14 protein-coding genes are annotated in these 16,578 nt (G+C 55.5%); 5 read left to right on the top strand and 9 right to left on the bottom strand.

Going from position 1 to position 16,578, the window contains the following annotated elements; genetic code table 11:
* Positions 1-5 precede the first annotated feature (5 nt).
* Both VSX58_RS20400 and VSX58_RS20395 read left to right on the top strand, forming a co-directional pair.
* Entirely contained in the window at positions 6-962 is a 957-nt protein-coding gene (locus VSX58_RS20400) for a D-threonate 4-phosphate dehydrogenase (RefSeq protein ID WP_327619731.1), read from the top strand.
* Between the two features lie 45 nt (positions 963-1,007).
* Positions 1,008-1,823 (top strand): DeoR/GlpR family DNA-binding transcription regulator, encoded by an 816-nt coding sequence (locus VSX58_RS20395; protein ID WP_327612085.1) that lies wholly within the window; start codon positions 1,008-1,010, stop codon positions 1,821-1,823.
* Between the two features lie 73 nt (positions 1,824-1,896).
* Here the strand turns inward: VSX58_RS20395 and VSX58_RS20390 are convergent, their stop codons facing one another.
* The 6 genes from VSX58_RS20390 to VSX58_RS20365 all read right to left on the bottom strand — a co-directional run bounded on the left by VSX58_RS20390 (position 1,897) and on the right by VSX58_RS20365 (position 7,354).
* Positions 1,897-3,324 (bottom strand): coniferyl aldehyde dehydrogenase, encoded by a 1,428-nt coding sequence (locus tag VSX58_RS20390; RefSeq protein ID WP_327619708.1) that lies wholly within the window; start codon positions 3,322-3,324, stop codon positions 1,897-1,899.
* 42 nt (positions 3,325-3,366) lie between these two features.
* Positions 3,367-4,044, bottom strand: a complete 678-nt coding sequence (locus tag VSX58_RS20385; protein WP_327619707.1) for a type 1 glutamine amidotransferase domain-containing protein — start codon at positions 4,042-4,044, stop codon at positions 3,367-3,369.
* A 47-nt stretch (positions 4,045-4,091) separates the two neighbouring features.
* A complete protein-coding gene (locus tag VSX58_RS20380; protein WP_327619706.1) occupies positions 4,092-4,706 on the bottom strand; it encodes a TetR/AcrR family transcriptional regulator in 615 nt (204 codons plus the stop codon).
* Positions 4,707-4,868: 162 nt separating this feature from the next.
* Positions 4,869-5,747, bottom strand: coding sequence for a metal ABC transporter substrate-binding protein (locus tag VSX58_RS20375; protein WP_327619705.1), 879 nt, complete (start codon positions 5,745-5,747; stop codon positions 4,869-4,871).
* Positions 5,748-5,798: 51 nt separating this feature from the next.
* Positions 5,799-6,653, bottom strand: coding sequence for a metal ABC transporter permease (locus VSX58_RS20370; protein ID WP_327619704.1), 855 nt, complete (start codon positions 6,651-6,653; stop codon positions 5,799-5,801).
* Complete coding sequence (locus VSX58_RS20365) at positions 6,650-7,354, bottom strand: metal ABC transporter ATP-binding protein (protein WP_327619703.1); 705 nt, start codon at positions 7,352-7,354, stop codon at positions 6,650-6,652. The genes VSX58_RS20370 and VSX58_RS20365 overlap by 4 nt, the downstream gene beginning before the upstream one ends.
* 493 nt (positions 7,355-7,847) lie before the next feature.
* On the opposite strand from VSX58_RS20365, the gene VSX58_RS20360 reads away from it, so the two are divergent.
* Positions 7,848-8,471: a TetR/AcrR family transcriptional regulator gene (locus VSX58_RS20360; RefSeq protein ID WP_327619702.1), complete on the top strand. Its 624-nt coding sequence runs from the start codon at positions 7,848-7,850 to the stop codon at positions 8,469-8,471.
* A gap of 100 nt (positions 8,472-8,571) precedes the next feature.
* Here the strand turns inward: VSX58_RS20360 and VSX58_RS20355 are convergent, their stop codons facing one another.
* The gene (locus tag VSX58_RS20355; RefSeq protein WP_327619701.1) at positions 8,572-9,720 is read right to left on the bottom strand and encodes an MFS transporter; all 1,149 of its coding nucleotides are present in this window, start codon (positions 9,718-9,720) and stop codon (positions 8,572-8,574) included.
* Positions 9,721-10,217: 497 nt separating this feature from the next.
* On the bottom strand, positions 10,218-10,748 hold the full coding sequence (ssb1, locus tag VSX58_RS20350) for a single-stranded DNA-binding protein SSB1 (RefSeq protein WP_327619700.1): 531 nt from the start codon (positions 10,746-10,748) through the stop codon (positions 10,218-10,220).
* 310 nt (positions 10,749-11,058) lie between these two features.
* On the opposite strand from ssb1, the gene uvrA reads away from it, so the two are divergent.
* Entirely contained in the window at positions 11,059-13,896 is a 2,838-nt protein-coding gene (gene uvrA, locus VSX58_RS20345) for an excinuclease ABC subunit UvrA (protein WP_327619699.1), read from the top strand.
* Between the two features lie 618 nt (positions 13,897-14,514).
* Positions 14,515-16,185, top strand: coding sequence for a methyl-accepting chemotaxis protein (locus tag VSX58_RS20340; protein ID WP_327619698.1), 1,671 nt, complete (start codon positions 14,515-14,517; stop codon positions 16,183-16,185).
* On the opposite strand, the gene VSX58_RS22545 is transcribed toward VSX58_RS20340, so the two are convergent.
* Positions 16,177-16,353 (bottom strand): hypothetical protein, encoded by a 177-nt coding sequence (locus VSX58_RS22545; protein ID WP_407654906.1) that lies wholly within the window; start codon positions 16,351-16,353, stop codon positions 16,177-16,179. The genes VSX58_RS20340 and VSX58_RS22545 overlap by 9 nt on opposite strands.
* Positions 16,354-16,578: the final 225 nt, after the last annotated feature.

Below are 16,578 nucleotides of genomic sequence, written 5' to 3'. Positions count from 1 at the left end.
TAACGATGGGTGACCCGGCGGGCATTGGCCCGGAAATTATTATCAAATCGCTGGCTGAGGGAGAACTCTCCGGCGCCCCCGCGGTGGTGGTCGGCTGTATGCGCACGTTCCGCCGCATTCAGGCGCTGCATGCCGCGCCCGCGGTTGAACTGAGGGCGATAGCCAAACCGGCCGATGCGGTCTTTACTCCCGGCATTATCCATATCATCGACGAACCTCTGGCGCACCCGGAGGCGCTGACGCCGGGGAAAGTGCAGGCGCAGGCGGGGGATTTGGCTTACCGTTGCATCAAGCGCGCCACGGAGCTGGCGTTGGCGGGAGAGGTGAAGGCTATCGCCACCGCGCCTTTGAATAAAGAAGCGCTGCATTCGGCCGGTCATATGTATCCGGGGCACACGGAGCTGTTGGCGAAGCTGACCAATAGCCGTGATTACGCCATGGTGCTGTATACCGATAAGCTGAAAGTGATCCACGTATCGACGCATATCGCATTGCGCAAGTTCCTCGATACGCTCAGCTGCGAACGCGTCGAAACCGTGATTGCCATGGCCGATGCCTTTCTTAAACTCGTCGGTTTTACCCATCCGCGTATCGCCGTTGCCGGCGTAAACCCGCATGCCGGTGAAAATGGCCTATTCGGCGATGAAGAGATCAACATTGTTTCCCCCTCGGTCGCAGCCATGAAGGCCAAAGGGATTGATGTGTACGGTCCTTGTCCGCCGGATACCGTCTACCTGCAGGCGTACGAAGGGCTGTATGATATGGTGGTGGCGATGTATCACGATCAGGGGCATATTCCGCTGAAACTGCTGGGCTTTTACGACGGGGTGAATATTACCGCCGGCCTGCCCTTTATTCGGACCTCCGCCGATCACGGCACCGCGTTTGATATTGCCTGGACAGGCAAAGCGAAGTCTGAGAGCATGGCGATCTCAATCCGGTTGGCCATGCAACTCGCTTAATATCGGGATGATTTTCGCCGACTAACCGGCATCTTGGTTAAATAAATGGATATCGTCGTGGGGCAAACATTCAGTGATGCTTTCCGCGTGAGCGGAGATAAAGTGAAAGGGCAGAGCCGTCTTGATCAAATTATGGACTATCTGAAAAGCCATAATCTGGTGACGGTGGATGAACTGGTTACCGTCATTGATGCTTCCCCGGCGACGATACGCCGAGATTTGATCAAGCTGGATGAGCAAGGGGCCATCAGCCGAACGCATGGCGGCGTCACGCTTAACCGCTTTATTCCCTCCCAGCCGACCACCAACGAGAAGCTTCAGCGCAGCCTACAGGAAAAGCAGGCTATCGCGCGCTATGCGGCGACGCTGGTGCAGCCGGGCTGCGCGGTGGTGCTGGACGCCGGCACGACGATGCTGGAGCTGGCCCGAAATTTGACCCACCTGCCGCTGCGGGTGATCACGGCCGATCTGCAAATCGCGCTGTTTTTGTCGGAATTCAAACAGATTGAAGTGACCATCATCGGCGGCCGAATTGATGACAGCAGCCAGTCGTGTATTGGCGAGCACGGGCGGAGGTTGTTACGCAGCATCTACCCGGATATCGCGTTTATTAGCTGTAACTCGTGGAGCCTGGAAAAAGGGATTACCACGCCGACGGAAGAGAAGGCCGGCGTGAAACAGGATCTCGGCCTGAACGCCAGCCGGCGCGTGCTGTTGGCGGACAGCAGCAAATACGGCGCTTATTCACTATTTTGCGTCACGCCGCTATCCGAGCTATCGGACATCGTCACTGACGGCGGACTGCCGCCGGAAGTACAGGAGCAGCTTAAGGCGCAGCCGTTCAACCTGACGCTGGTGTAATCAACCTCATCTCCAATCCCTCCTCTTCGCTCCGTCTGACGGCGTGTCCGGCTCGCGGCCGATGCGTTGAGACCTACTGTTTGTCGGCGGCCAGCAACGATTCAATCTCGGCCAGTCCGGGGGCGTACGGCGCGCGCATGCTCAGGTTCATTTCGCCATTCGGGCTCTGCACCACAACGGCTTTGGCATGGCTGAAGCGGCGGAACCCGTGGATGCCGTGATAGGCGCCGATGCCCGACGGCCCGACGCCGCCGAACGGCAGGTTTTCCACGATCGCATGGGTCATGACGTCGTTGACCACCAGCGCGCCGGAGGTGGTGTGCTGACTAAACCAGCGCTGGCGCGCCGGATCCTGGCCAAAGTAGTAGGCGGCCAACGGACGCGGATGGCTGTTGATATATTCCAGCGCCTCATCGCGGCGGCGATAGGTTTTGATCGGCAGAATCGGCCCGAAGATCTCCTCTTGCATGATTTTCATCTCATCCGTGGCGTCCAGCACCAGCGTCGGCGCCAGCCTGCGCGCGGCCGCATCGGCATGGGGCTCTCCCTGAGGCTGCAGCGCGATTAGCGTCGCGCCCTTGGCTTGGGCGTCGTCCAGCAGCGCCAGCAGGCGCTGGAAGTGGCGATCGCTGACGATGGCGGTGTAGTCCGGATTGCTCTGTATGGTCGGGAACGCGTCGGCGATGAATCGGCGCGCCTGATCGACGAAGGCGTCGCGGGCCGTTTCCGGCATCAGCACATAGTCCGGCGCAATACAGATTTGACCGACGTTGAAGGTTTTAATCGTCAGCACGCGTTCGGCGGCCGTCTGTACATCGGCGTCGTCATCGATAAGCACCGGCGACTTGCCGCCCAGCTCCAGCGTTACCGGCACCAGATTCTCGGCGGCGGCGCGCATGACGTGGCGGCCTACGCCGGTGCTGCCGGTAAACACCAGATGGTCAAACGCCTGCGCGCTAAAGGCCGCGCCGACCTCGGCCTCGCCCAGTACCGTACTCAGCTCCAGCGGATCGAAATAGCGCCCGATCAGATCGGCCAGCAGCTCGGCGGTGCGCGGCGTCAGCTCGGAAGGTTTGAGCAGCGCGCGGTTGCCGGCGGCCAGCACGCCGGCCAGCGGGCAGAACGCCAGATTGAGCGGGAAATTCCACGGACTGATAATGCCGACGACGCCCAGCGGTTGATACTCCACGCGGGTTTGCATGCCGGCAACCGGCGCCGGTTGCTCTTCCGGCTTCATCCATAGCGCCAGATTTTCCCGAGCGTAATTCAGTGCCCTGATTGGGGAGATCACGTCGGCCAGCAGGGTTTGATAGGAGCTGCGGTGGCCGTAGTCGGCGCTGACCGCGGCGGCCAGCTCCTGATGGTGCCGGGTAAGCAGTCGGGCGGCGCGATCCAGACGGTCGCGGCGTAGCTCAATGCTCGCCGGGCCGTCTTGGGTATGGGCGCGCTTCATGGCGGCGACGGTGGTCGCCAGCGTTTGTAGGGTAACAGGCGTATTCATAATGGATAGGCTCCGAAATAGACTGAGACGGCCTGAGCGGGCTCAGGCCAGTTGTTTAAGCAGGGCTTCGGCCACGGCTTCGGAACTGGCCGGGTTTTGACCGGTGACCAGACGGCCGTCGGTCGCCGTATGGGGCTGCCAGTCGGCGCCTTTTTCATAACGGGCGCCCAGCCTTTTGAATTCATCCTCAATCAGAAACGGCACTACGCCGCTGAGTTGTACCGCGTCCTCCTCGCTGTTGGAAAAACCGGTCACCCGGCGTCCTTTGACCAGCGGCTCGCCGTCGGCGCTTTTGGCGTTACGCAGCGCGCCGGGCGCATGGCAGACCAGGCCCAGCGGCTTGCCTGCGCGGTCAAAGGCTTCGATCAGACGGATGGAGTCCGGATCGTTCGCCAGATCCCATAGCGGGCCGTGGCCGCCGGGGTAGAACAGCGCATCGAACCCGGCTGGATTTACCGTCGACAGTTTTTCCGTGCGGGCCAGCGCGGCCTGCGCCTGCGGATCGCGGCGAAAGCGCGCGGTTGCGGCGGTCTGGGCGTCGGGTTCGTCGCTCTTGGGATCGAGCGGCGGTTGGCCGCCGGCCGGCGAGGCCAGCGTGATCTGCACGCCGGCGTCCTGGAAAACATAGTAAGGCGCGGCGAACTCCTCGAGCCAGAACCCGGTCTTTTGGCCGGTATCGCCAAGCCGATCGTGCGAAGTCAGTACCATCAGGATCTTCATATCGGGAACTCCTTTTTCAGCGTTAATGAAAAATCGGCCGCGGCGCTTCAGAGGGCCGCCGGCGACCCCGGCGCGGCCAGTAAATGTTCGGTCGTCGTCAGCGCCTGATGCAGCGGCGCTTTGTCGCGCGACAGCTTGGATAACAGCGCGGCGCCCAGCCACAGTTGATAGAGCGTTTGCGCCAGCGGACGGGGCGCCAGGTTTGAAGGCAGTGAACCGTCGCGCTGGCCGTCCGCCAGCGTTTCCGCGATGCGGGAGATCAGCTGGTCCACGCCCGCGCACAGGATCAGGCGCATATCCTCCGACAGATCCGCCACCTCCGCGGCCAGCTTGACCACCAGGCAGTGCTCGGCCCAGCCGCCCAGTTGCGGATCGTCAATCCAGGCTTTCCAGTAGCGCATCAGCCGTTCTCGTCCGCTGCCGGTTCCCGGACGCAGCAGGCTCTCCAGACGCCGTTGGTAGTCGTCGGCGTAGCGTTCCAGCAGCGCGCAGCCGAAGTGCTCCTTGGATGAGAAATAGTGATAGAACGAGCCCTTGGGCACGCCGCTGGCGCCAAGTATCTCTTTCAGCCCGACGCCGACAAAACCCTTGTGCAGTACAAGTTTGTGGCCGGTGTCCAGGATGTGTCGGCGCGTAAGTTCGCCTTTATCTGTGGTATTCATGGGTTGTAGTGTAGATAAGAATAGACCGGTCGTCTACTCAATGGTGATAATAAGGACGATAATAAATATGTTGCGTGGGGCGGTAAACGCATAGCGTTTATCTGCGAAATGACGGAGGAGAGGCGGGGAGAAGGCCGGCCCGCGAGCGAGCCGGCGCAGGGGCTATTTCATACTGGAGGCCATGGTATCGACATTGTGCTTAAAGGCCGCGGTGTAGGTGGCGGCGGGACCGGAGGCATCGGTTAAGGCTTCCGGATAGAGCTCCCCGCCGGGCTGGGCGCCGCTGGCGCCGGCGATCTGTTTAACCAGGCGCGGATCGGTCTGGTTTTCAATAAAGTAGACTTTTATCTGCTCTTTCTTTATTTGCTCGATCAGCGAAGCCACTTTTTTGCTGCTGGCTTCGGACTCGGTGGAATAGCCTACCGGCGATAAGAATTTCACGCCGTAAGCCTGGCTGAAATAGCCGAAGGCGTCGTGGCTGGTCAGCACCTTGCGCTTTTCCGCCGGAATATCGGCAAAGGTTTTTTTCGCGTAGCGATCCAGCTCCTGCAACTGTTGGATATAGGCCTCGCCCTGTTGGCGGAAGTAGTCGGCGTTTTGGGGATCGGCGGCGGAGAGCGCCTTCACGATGTTGCGCGCATATATCACCCCGTTGCCCATGCTGTTCCAGGCGTGAGGGTCGGTGACGACTTTTCCGTCCTCTTCCATATGCAGCGGCGAAATACCTTCAGAGGCGACGATCGCCTTCCCCTGATAGCCGGAGGCGGCGATCAGCCGATCCATCCACCCCTCCAACCCCAGGCCGCTGACGAACACCACATCGGCTTTGGCCAGCGTTTTACTGTCTTTAGGCGACGGTTCGAATTCATGCGGATCGCCGTTCGGCGCCACCAAATCGGTTACCGTTACGCGATCGCCGCCGATATGGCTTACCATATCGCCCAATACCGAGAAACTGGCGACGACATCAAGATTCTTGGCCATCGCCAGCGGACTTAACAGCAGGCCGGATAAAGCAAGTGCGATTATTGAACGTTTCATTTTTCCCCTCATATCCCTTTTATTGGCGGGCGTAAACCCATTGATAACCCATCAGCGGCGGGCGCGTAACATGCCGCCGTTTTGACCGAAACAAACCGAGAAACAGAAAAACAGCGTGATGGTGAGAATAATGGCCGGACCGGCGGGCAGGTCGGCGTAGTATGACCACAGCAGGCCAATCAGGCTGGACGCCAGTCCGAGGATTACCGCCGTCGCCAGCATGACGGAAAGACGCTGGGTCCAGAAGCGGGCGCAGGCGGCCGGCAGCATCATCATGCCGACGGCCATCAGCGTTCCCAAAAGCTGAAAGCCCGCCACCAGATTCAGCACCACCAGCGATAAAAACAGCCCGTGGATCAGGGCGCGATAGCGGCCTGACGCGATGCGCAGGAAGGTGACGTCGAACGACTCAATCACCAGCGCTCGGTAGATAACGGCGAGCGCGATAAGCGAACCGGAGCCGATCAGCGCGATATCAATCAGCGCGGATCGATCGATGGCGAGAATCGAGCCGAACAGCACATGCAGCAAATCGATGCTGGAACCGCGCAGCGAAACCAGGGTCACGCCCAGCGCCAGCGAACCCAGGTAGAAACCGGCGAAGCTGGCGTCCTCTTTGAGCTCCGTCTGACGGCTGACCAAGCCGGACAGCATGGCGACCGCCAGCCCGGCGATAAATCCGCCGATCCCCATCGCCAGCAGCGACATGCCGGAGATCAGATAGCCGATCGCCACGCCGGGCAGCACGGCGTGCGAAAGCGCGTCGCCGATCAGACTCATTCTTCTCAGCAGCAGAAAACAGCCCAGCGGCGCCGCGCTTAGCGTTAGCGAAAAACAGCCGATCAACGCCCGGCGCATAAAGCCGAACTCGGCAAAGGGCGTCGCGATGAGATCGAATAACATCATGAGACCACGCTCCGTAGGGGCGGGAAGGCGCGGTCGGCCGGCGCGTCGGATAAAATAGCGTGGGCGGCTCCCCAGCGGTGACCGCCGTGGGCGAGCTGCAATACCTGCGGGAAATGCGCCGCCACCAGATCCAGATCGTGCAGCACCGCCAGGATCGTGCGGCCTTCGGCGTGCAGCCGGCTGATTATCTTCAGTAACGCCTGCGTCGTCTGGGTGTCGATGCCGGTAAAGGGTTCGTCAAGCAGCACGATCGGCGATTGCGTCAGCAACAGGCGGGCGAACAGGATACGCTGCAACTGCCCGCCGGAGAGCTTGCCGATATGCTGATGGGCGTATTCCGCCATGGAAACCGCTTCCAGCGCCTGCATAGCCTGGTGCTGCCACCCGGCGCCGATGTAGCGCAGTATGCCGCAGTGGGGCAACGCGCCCATCAGCACCAGATCGCGGACGCTAATGGGAAATTGCCGGTCGAACTCGGAGAGCTGCGGCAGATAGCCCAGCCTGTTTTTCCCCGCGTTATCGAGGGTGAAGGCGCCGGAGAGCGGTGGCAGCAGTCCGGCCAGCGTTTTCAGCAGCGTTGATTTCCCGCTGCCGTTTGTACCGATAATCGCCGTCAGCGATCCCGAATTAAAGCATCCGCTCAATGTTCCCAGCGGGGAGTGGCCACGGTAGCCAAACGCCAGTTCATGCAAGGCGATCATGGCAGCATCACCGCCCAGCCGACCAGCAGCCACAGCAGGGAAAGCAGCGCCAGCGCCAGCAGTACGCGTTTTGCCGCGGAAAGGGAGTATAGACTGATCATCATCGTCGGCTTATAGATTAAAAGTGTTATGATATAACATATCAAGATGGTTTGAAGGCGCAAGAGGTAAAAAAGTTTTTCAGCCGGCGCGGATTGCCTGAGGCCGATAGGGAGAATAACGCGGGCCGGTTGGCCGCTCGGCGCTGGAACGGCCCTTGAGACAACGTCGCTCAGGGGCGCTCAGAGTGCGGAGTGATTTGAGGTCGACGTGGTTGACGTGACGTAAGCTCAGCGGATTGACGCCGCCATAATTAATGGTAGATAAGGGTACCCCATTACCTTGACGCTTACCGTCATTACCCTATGTGATAAAGAGCAATTTGAGTATCAATTATCATTTAATAAAGTCATTCTTTTGATATAACATACATCATACTGCTAACGCTTATGAAATGAGAAAATCGACGTTGACTTTAAAATCGTTATCAAATTCTAAAAAATCAACCGTAGGGCGTAAGCGTAGTAATAAGTCGCATTCTGCTATTATCAAGGCTACTCAAGAACTGCTTTATGAAGTCGGATTTGATAAACTCTCTATTGAAAGGGTTGCTGCAAAGGCCGGCGTTGGAAAAAGCACCATTTATCGTTGGTGGGAAAGCAAAGCGTCATTAGCTATTGAGGCTTTTCTCGAATATCTCACCCCTATAATTGAATTCCCGGAAACCGGCTCTGCCGCAGATGATTTATTAAATCAAATAAATAAAGTCGCTGAGGCCTACAGAGAAAAACCGGGCAAGATAATAAGGGAAATTATTGCCTTAGGCCAGTTTGACGAAAGCACTATATCTTATTTCGTCACCGGTTATTTAGAGCCCCGGCGTACAGCAGCAAAAATAGTTTTGAAAAGAGGAGTAAGTAATAATGAATTTAACAACGATATTGATATTGATATCGTCGTTGATTCTCTATACGGTCCTATTTTTCATCGTATGCTAACAAGACATGCGGCAATAGACGAGGCTTTTGTAGATAGCCATGTAAAGCTGATTCTTCGGGCTATAAAACCCGACGATTAAAAATAGAATAAATGTACTGCTTAAATTATACGTTTATAGTCATTGATTTGGTTTAAATTATATCATTATGATATGGGTGTGGTCATAATCATATAAGTATTCACACTTCTATTTTTTCACAATTAATCCCTCCCAGGATCCCAACGGCGGCGCCGACAAATGGAATGCTGGTAAAACCGTATTTGGAAAATAAAAAACCGCCACATGCCGCTCCCAGCGATGTCCCCAAATACATTATGCTACTATTCCAGGCCATTATAGACCCGGTTTCGCCGGGAAACTTCTCTATCAAATATCCCTGATACGCAGGAAGACAAGGGTATGCAACAATGGAAAAAAAGCCTAATACCAGAACGGTAATGATCCTTAAGGAAGGGGGCAGTTCTAGAAGAAAAGCAATAAGTATCCCGGCCAAAGAGAGAAAAATAAGGCTGAATGCAGCAACTCTTTTGGCACCCAATATATCCGAAAGTCTACCGCCGCTAAGGCTTCCTATGACTGCGCCAATACCATAAACAATCAACGAAATGCCTATCATTCTGGAACTATAATTGCCTATAGACTGAAGACCTGCTGATAAATAAGTATATAGAGAATATACGCAAAAACCCCAGATTCCTGTAATGGATACCGCTTTAATCTTTCTGGTTATATTATTTCCATTGTTAATGTCCGCCGTTGGTGTTTTTTGTATGTTAGAATGCCAAATACGGAAATTTAAAATTGCCAATAATATGGATGCCGCTGCGATTACCATAAACACGGTATTCCAATTGCTAAGCTGTGAGATATAAATACCGGTTGGCGCGCCAGTAGTGAGTGAGATAAGAAAACCAGCAACGGCGATCGACATCCAGGTGCCTTTACGCTGATTGGGGGCGTTAGTTCCTATTAACGCGTATATCGATGGGCTAATTGCCGCGGCTGCACTACCGGCAATTCCGCGAGCTACGATAAATATCTCATAGCTTTCCGACATTGCCGTTATAAAATTTGCTAAAGAGAAAATCAGCAACCCTACAATAAGAATTGTTTTCTTTTCAAATTTATCACCAATCATTCCAAATATGGGGGCGGATAACAAATATGTTAGAGAGAATATAGTGACAGATATTCCGGCCTCTCCAACGCTGACGTTTAAGTATTCGGCAATCATCGAAAGCAAAGGCGATACGACAAAAAGGTCCGTCCCTACTATAAGCATGGTGATGAAAGCGACGATTAACGGTAAAAATTTTTTGTCTGACATGTTACCCGCGCCTCCATCATGCTGTCAGTAAATAATCAGCGATCTTATAAATTTTTATTTTTTTACTTTCCATTTATTTTATGTCTGTAATTTTTTTAAGTTACGGTAGTTTTAAATCACCAATTCGATACTTACCGTATCACAATACGCTTGGATAATGTAACATTCAAGAATATTATTAAAATACCGCCTGGATATACTGACTCGGTTAGTGAATATTATAAATATTTCAATATGATACGTTTAGTGTCGAATTCGGGGTAGTGTTTTTCCGTCATTATCAGCGGGGATGGAAATGATCAATTAACTGAAGTTTTTTTGCGCAATTTTCTCAATCGTTATAAAACTTTCGTCCGATTTTAGCGCCCTCATGAACATAAGACATATAAAAAAACCTCTCAATGCTTACACATTCAAGAGGCTTCACGTTTCTAAAAAAAAGCCCCGAATCACGGGGCTCACAAATGAAAACTTTACAAAAAACGCTAGGGTATTTTTTAGAACGGAATATCGTCGTCGAAATCCATCGGCGGTTCGTTGCTTTGCGCCGGCGCATTATTCTGCGCCGGACGTGAAGGCTGAGCCTGCGCGCCGCCGCTGAACTGGTTGCCGCCCTGCGGCTGCTGCGGCTGTCCCCAGCCGCCGGACTGTTGTCCGCCGGCCGGCGCGCCGCCGCCCTGACGTCCGCCCAGCATCTGCATGGTGCCGCCGATGTTGACCACCACTTCGGTGGTATAGCGGTCGGCGCCGGACTGATCGGTCCATTTGCGGGTTTGCAGCGAACCTTCAATATAAACTTGGGAACCTTTACGCAGATATTCGCCGGCGACTTCGGCCAGCTTGCCGAACAGCACTACGCGGTGCCATTCGGTTTTCTCTTTCTGCTCGCCGGTCTGCTTGTCACGCCAGCTCTCGGACGTGGCCAGCGTGATGTTGGCGACGGCGCCGCCGTTCGGCATATAGCGGACTTCCGGATCCTGCCCCAGATTTCCGATAAGAATCACTTTATTAACGCCCCTGCTGGCCATGCTTGTCTCTCCTGATAAATCAATTTATATAAAAGTATAAACGATCGATTTTAGCATGATAAGAGTATCTATCATACCTGCGGGACTGAATCAAAAATCAATGGGCGAATTGCAGCGATTGCATTCGACACTGTATATCCATTCAGGATTTTTGGTGGTAGGCTAGTCGGGTTCGGCGCCTGTAAGGGTCGTGTCAATCAAGGTTAAAAATGCGCCTGACGTTTTTTTTGTGCCATAATTGCATGTTTCGTATCGGTTGTCTCCGTCCGCGAGATGATGCAAGACCGTATTTATTCCGGGAAGTGTGTGAATGGATAATATCGAAGTTCGTGGTGCCCGTACCCATAATCTTAAGAATATCAATCTGATAATCCCACGCGACAAGCTGATAGTCATCACTGGATTATCCGGTTCAGGCAAGTCGTCGCTGGCGTTTGACACCCTGTACGCCGAAGGTCAGCGGCGTTACGTCGAGTCGCTTTCCGCCTACGCCCGCCAGTTTTTGTCGCTGATGGAGAAACCGGACGTCGATCATATCGAAGGGCTGTCGCCCGCCATCTCCATCGAGCAGAAATCGACCTCCCATAACCCGCGTTCCACCGTCGGCACGATTACCGAAATCCACGACTATCTGCGTTTGCTGTTTGCGCGCGTCGGCGAGCCGCGCTGTCCGGAACATGATGTGCCGCTGGATGCGCAAACGGTCAGTCAGATGGTGGATAACGTGCTGTCGCAGCCGGAAGGCAAAAGGCTGATGCTACTGGCGCCGATCGTGAAAGAGCGCAAGGGCGAGCATAGCAAAACGCTGGAGAATCTGGCGACGCAGGGGTATATCCGCGCGCGTATTGACGGCGAAGTCTGCGATCTTTCCGATCCGCCGAAGCTGGAGCTGCAAAAAAAGCACACCATCGAAGTGGTCGTCGATCGCTTCAAAGTCCGGGATGATTTGGCGCAGCGTCTGGCGGAGTCGTTTGAAACGGCGCTGGAGCTGTCCGGCGGCAGCGCGGTGGTGGCGGATATGGACGACCCGACCGTGCCCGAACTGCTGTTTTCCGCGAATTTCGCCTGTCCGATATGCGGCTACAGCATGCATGAGCTGGAGCCGCGCATGTTCTCGTTCAACAACCCCGCCGGCGCGTGCCCAAGCTGCGACGGACTGGGCGTTCAGCAGTTTTTCGACCCGGCGCGCGTGATACAGAACGAGGAGCTGTCGCTGGCGGGCGGCGCGATCCGCGGTTGGGATCGCCGCAACTTCTACTATTTCCAGATGCTGCGCTCGCTGGCGGAGCATTATAAGTTCGATGTCGATGCACCGTTCGACAGCCTCGGCGACTCTGTGCGGCAGCTGATTCTCTATGGCTCCGGTAAGGAAAACGTCGAATTTAAATATATCAACGATCGGGGCGATACCTCGGTGCGCCGTCATCCGTTTGAAGGGGTGCTGCATAATATGGAGCGCCGCTATAAAGAGACGGAGTCGACGGCGGTGCGTGAAGAATTGGCGAAATTTATCAGCAATCGCCCCTGCGCCAGCTGCGGCGGCACGCGGCTGCGCGAAGAGGCGCGCCACGTGTTCGTTGAGCAGACCACGCTGCCGGAAATCTCTGATATGAGCATCGGCCATGCGATGCGCTTTTTTCAGAATATGAAACTGAGCGGCCAGCGGGCCAAAATCGCCGAAAAGGTGCTGAAGGAGATTGGCGACCGGCTGAAGTTCCTGGTGAATGTCGGGCTGAACTATCTGTCGCTTTCACGTTCGGCGGAAACCCTGTCCGGCGGCGAAGCGCAGCGTATCCGCCTGGCAAGCCAGATCGGCGCGGGCCTGGTCGGCGTGATGTACGTGCTGGATGAGCCTTCAATCGGCCTGCACCAGCGGGATAATGAGCGTCTGTTGGAAACGCTGATTCATCTGCGTAATCTGGGTAACACGGTGATTGTGGTCGAACATGACGAAGACGCGATTCGCGCCGCCGACCACGTGATCGATATCGGCCCCGGCGCCGGGGTCCACGGAGGCGAGGTGGTCGCCGAAGGGACCATCAAGCAGATTATGGCGGTGCCGGAGTCGCTCACCGGCCAGTTTCTCAGCGGAATACGCAAGATTGACGTGCCTGAGCATCGGGTGCCGGCCGATCCGACCAAGGTGCTGAAGCTGGTGGGCGCGAAGGGCAATAACCTGAAAGACGTGACGCTGACGTTGCCGGTAGGGCTATTTACCTGCATTACCGGGGTCTCCGGGTCGGGGAAATCGACGCTGATTAACGACACCCTGTTCCCGCTGGCGCAGCGTCAGCTTAACGGCGCCACGCTGGCCGAGCCGGCCGCCTACCGCGACATTCAGGGGCTGGAGTATTTCGATAAGGTTATCGATATCGACCAAAGCCCGATTGGCCGCACGCCGCGTTCCAACCCGGCGACCTATACCGGTATCTTTACGCCGATTCGCGAGCTGTTCGCCGGCGTGCCGGAGGCCCGCGCCCGCGGTTACAATCCCGGCCGCTTTAGCTTTAACGTCCGCGGCGGCCGCTGCGAAGCCTGCCAGGGCGACGGGGTGATCAAAGTGGAAATGCACTTCCTGCCGGATATTTATGTCCCGTGCGATCAGTGCAAAGGCAAACGTTATAACCGCGAAACGTTGGAAATTAAGTATAAAGGCAAGGGGATTCATGAGGTGCTGGAGATGACCATTGAAGAGGCGCGCGAATTCTTTGATGCGATCCCGGCGCTGGCGCGCAAGCTGCAAACCCTGATCGATGTCGGCCTCTCCTATATTCGTCTGGGGCAATCGGCGACCACGCTATCCGGCGGCGAGGCGCAGCGCGTGAAACTGGCGCGCGAACTGTCGAAACGGGGCACCGGGCAGACGTTGTATATTCTGGATGAACCGACCACCGGCCTGCACTTCGCCGATATTCAGCAGTTGCTGGCGGTTCTGCACCAGTTGCGCGATCAGGGCAATACCATCGTGGTTATCGAACATAATCTGGATGTGATTAAAACCGCGGACTGGATCGTCGACCTGGGGCCGGAGGGCGGCAGCGGCGGCGGCGAAATTCTGGTCTCCGGCACGCCGGAGACGGTCGCCGAGTGCGAACAGTCATATACGGCGCGCTTCCTGAAGCCGATGCTGGCGCGCCAACCAGCGTAACCTTCCCGTATCCGCTATTTGAAAGGCGCTCCGTTCGGGAGCGATGCCGTTAGGGGAAACGGAGGGGAGGTTCCCGCTTACGACGCCTCGCCCCTGCGGCCGCCCGGCGTATTTCGATGCTTAAACGTTCGGTATTCGTCTATATTGGGAGCGGCCTGAGGCTCCCGCACGGCGGCGCCCAGTCCATAGTCTTTTCGACTTAAAATTTCCTATTTCAACCAGCTGATTATATTGACGGTTATGGACTATCCCATGATTCGTTCGGGATATTTTAGCGATCGACCGGTAAAGAAATGCCGGGCTAGGCCGATAGAACAAAAAGCACAGTGAGAGAGACTGTTGCGGATGGATTTGAGAAAGGATACTGATATCCGATAGGTGTTTCTGGCTGGACATTCCTTACGTGAGTTTCTTATAGAGAAATCTGGTTTAAGCTATTTTCCTCAGGCTGTAAGCATTATTTTTTGAATCTCGGCGGTAGTGATTTTGTCAGAGTCGCTGTTTTGCATTTTTTGTGTTAATGCATAGCGACCGTTCTCCTTCATAGCTGCACATCTTGTTGACATCCCTCACGTGTTTTCAGAAATATTTTATTTTTTATGTGGTTAAGGGGGATGTATGCGTTTATCCGACTGGAAAATCGGCACACGTTTGGTGGCCTGGTTTATCCTTCTCGTCATTATGATCTGTGTTGTCAGCCTGACCTCGATCGCCAGATTGTCCGACTTTTATAATGATGCGCGCGGCATCGTTGAAGATGTCTATCCACAGACCGTGGAGTCAAGCCGGCTGATTGATCATGTGAATGCCGGGGTGCTGGCATACCAGAAACTCTTGGTGGTGCAAGGCGCGGAGAAAACCAAAGCGGTGCACGATGAGATCACCCAGGTGTCTAACGACATCGTCGCGTTAATGGATAAAATCGAAGCCACGGCGACCGACCCGACATCGCAACGCATTATGGCCGAGATTAAGCAGTATCGGAGCGACTTTAAAAATTCGGGTCAAAAAATCATTGAGCTGGTCGCTGCAGGCGATCGGGACGCCGCGATCAATGAGTTCAACACCAATACGGACTTGGCACAGAGCAAATACCGGGTGGCCATCAGCAAACTGATCGATCACCAGGATGACGCAATGAGCGCCACGGTTAGCGATATGGCGCAAGCCTACGGCTTTAGCCGTTGGCTGATGCTGGGGATCCTGCTGGGTTGTATCGTGCTGGGCTGCATCATTGCGGTGGCGATGACGCGCAGCATAACGGTGCCGATAAATCAGGCGCTGCAGGTGGCGAATAACGTGGCGAAAGGCGATTTAACGTCAAAAATCGACGCGCATGGCAAAGATGAAAGCAGCCAGCTGCTACAGGCGCTGGAACATATGAACGCCAGCCTGCGGGATATCGTCAATCAGGTACGCGAAGGGGCGGAGTCTATCACCACCGCCTCTTCCCAGATCGCGGCGGGCAACCAGGATCTGTCGGCGCGCACGGAAGAGCAGGCCAGTTCGCTGGAACAGACGGCTTCTTCGATGGAAGAGCTGACGTCTACCATTAAAAATACCGCCGACAATACTCGCCATGCCACCTCGATCGCCAATAAAGCGTCGGATTCCGCGCAGCGCAGCAGCGAGGTGATGACTTCCGTGACGCAAAAAATGCGCGGGATTCGCGACTCATCCCAGCGTATGGCGGAAATTATCGGCGTAATCGACGGCATCGCCTTCCAAACCAATATCCTGGCGCTGAATGCGGCGGTTGAAGCGGCGCGCGCCGGCGAACAGGGGCGTGGGTTCGCCGTGGTGGCGGGCGAGGTGCGCTCTCTGGCGCAGCGTAGCGCGACGGCGGCTAAAGAGATCAAAACGCTGATCGATGACTCCGTCGGAAAAATCCAAGAAGGGATGCAACTGGTGGATGACGCCGAAGGCAATATCAGCGACCTGACGACGCACGTGCTGGATGTGAACAATATCATTAGCGAAATCGCTCAGGCCAGCAATGAGCAGAGCGACGGCGTCAATCAAATCAATATCGCCGTAGGGCAGATCGATAGCACCACGCAGCAGAACGCCGCGCTGGTTGAGGAGTCCGCTTCAGCCGCGCTTTCGCTGCAGTCTCAGGCGTCGATATTGGTTGAATCGGTGCGCACGTTCAAGCTGGACGATGCGTCCGCGTTCGCGCGTCCTGGCGATATGCCCAAAGTTTCGCTGGCCACCGCGTTGCCGGCGGCCGAAAAGTTAGCGGCAGCGCAAAAACCGACGGATTCTTCACAGGACTGGACGTCATTCTAAGTCTGTCCGAACCGAAGCCATGTCCGTGCGAACATGGCTTCGTTCTTTTTGCGCGAACTCTTCTTTCCCTGACAAACTGCGAACGACGGTTATCATTGCTTGCGCCGCCGGCGATTTTAAAGCTGCTTGTACGGCAGTGAACGGGACGGCGCGGAACAGCAGTTCCATCGACTTTTTCTTAGCTGCCTGTACGGCAGTGAACTCCTGCCTGATCTGCTGCCGCTTCTGCCGAAATTTCTTAGCTGCCTGTACGGCAGTGAACATCACAATGGGCGGCAAAACGCTGTTATTGCTTTTCTTAGCTGCCTGTACGGCAGTGAACCATGTCAGTTCAGGACAATCAAAAGTTACGGCTTTCTTAGCTGCCTGTACGTGTAGTGGTCAACAAAAACT

This window comes from Brenneria populi, assembly GCF_036016195.1.
Taxonomy (GTDB): domain Bacteria; phylum Pseudomonadota; class Gammaproteobacteria; order Enterobacterales; family Enterobacteriaceae; genus Brenneria; species Brenneria populi.
The sequence above is the reverse complement of the archived record's forward strand: the minus strand, read 5'-3'. Positions and strand labels throughout refer to the sequence as shown.

Coding starts and splice junctions, on each gene's coding strand:
- VSX58_RS20400 (WP_327619731.1), top strand. CDS start 6: ATGGGTGACCCGGCGGGCATTGGCCCGGAAATTATTATCAAATCGCTG.
- VSX58_RS20395 (WP_327612085.1), top strand. CDS start 1,008: ATGGATATCGTCGTGGGGCAAACATTCAGTGATGCTTTCCGCGTGAGC.
- VSX58_RS20390 (WP_327619708.1), bottom strand. CDS start 3,324: ATGAATACGCCTGTTACCCTACAAACGCTGGCGACCACCGTCGCCGCC.
- VSX58_RS20385 (WP_327619707.1), bottom strand. CDS start 4,044: ATGAAGATCCTGATGGTACTGACTTCGCACGATCGGCTTGGCGATACC.
- VSX58_RS20380 (WP_327619706.1), bottom strand. CDS start 4,706: ATGAATACCACAGATAAAGGCGAACTTACGCGCCGACACATCCTGGAC.
- VSX58_RS20375 (WP_327619705.1), bottom strand. CDS start 5,747: ATGAAACGTTCAATAATCGCACTTGCTTTATCCGGCCTGCTGTTAAGT.
- VSX58_RS20370 (WP_327619704.1), bottom strand. CDS start 6,653: ATGATGTTATTCGATCTCATCGCGACGCCCTTTGCCGAGTTCGGCTTT.
- VSX58_RS20365 (WP_327619703.1), bottom strand. CDS start 7,354: ATGATCGCCTTGCATGAACTGGCGTTTGGCTACCGTGGCCACTCCCCG.
- VSX58_RS20360 (WP_327619702.1), top strand. CDS start 7,848: ATGAGAAAATCGACGTTGACTTTAAAATCGTTATCAAATTCTAAAAAA.
- VSX58_RS20355 (WP_327619701.1), bottom strand. CDS start 9,720: ATGTCAGACAAAAAATTTTTACCGTTAATCGTCGCTTTCATCACCATG.
- ssb1 (WP_327619700.1), bottom strand. CDS start 10,748: ATGGCCAGCAGGGGCGTTAATAAAGTGATTCTTATCGGAAATCTGGGG.
- uvrA (WP_327619699.1), top strand. CDS start 11,059: ATGGATAATATCGAAGTTCGTGGTGCCCGTACCCATAATCTTAAGAAT.
- VSX58_RS20340 (WP_327619698.1), top strand. CDS start 14,515: ATGCGTTTATCCGACTGGAAAATCGGCACACGTTTGGTGGCCTGGTTT.
- VSX58_RS22545 (WP_407654906.1), bottom strand. CDS start 16,353: ATGGAACTGCTGTTCCGCGCCGTCCCGTTCACTGCCGTACAAGCAGCT.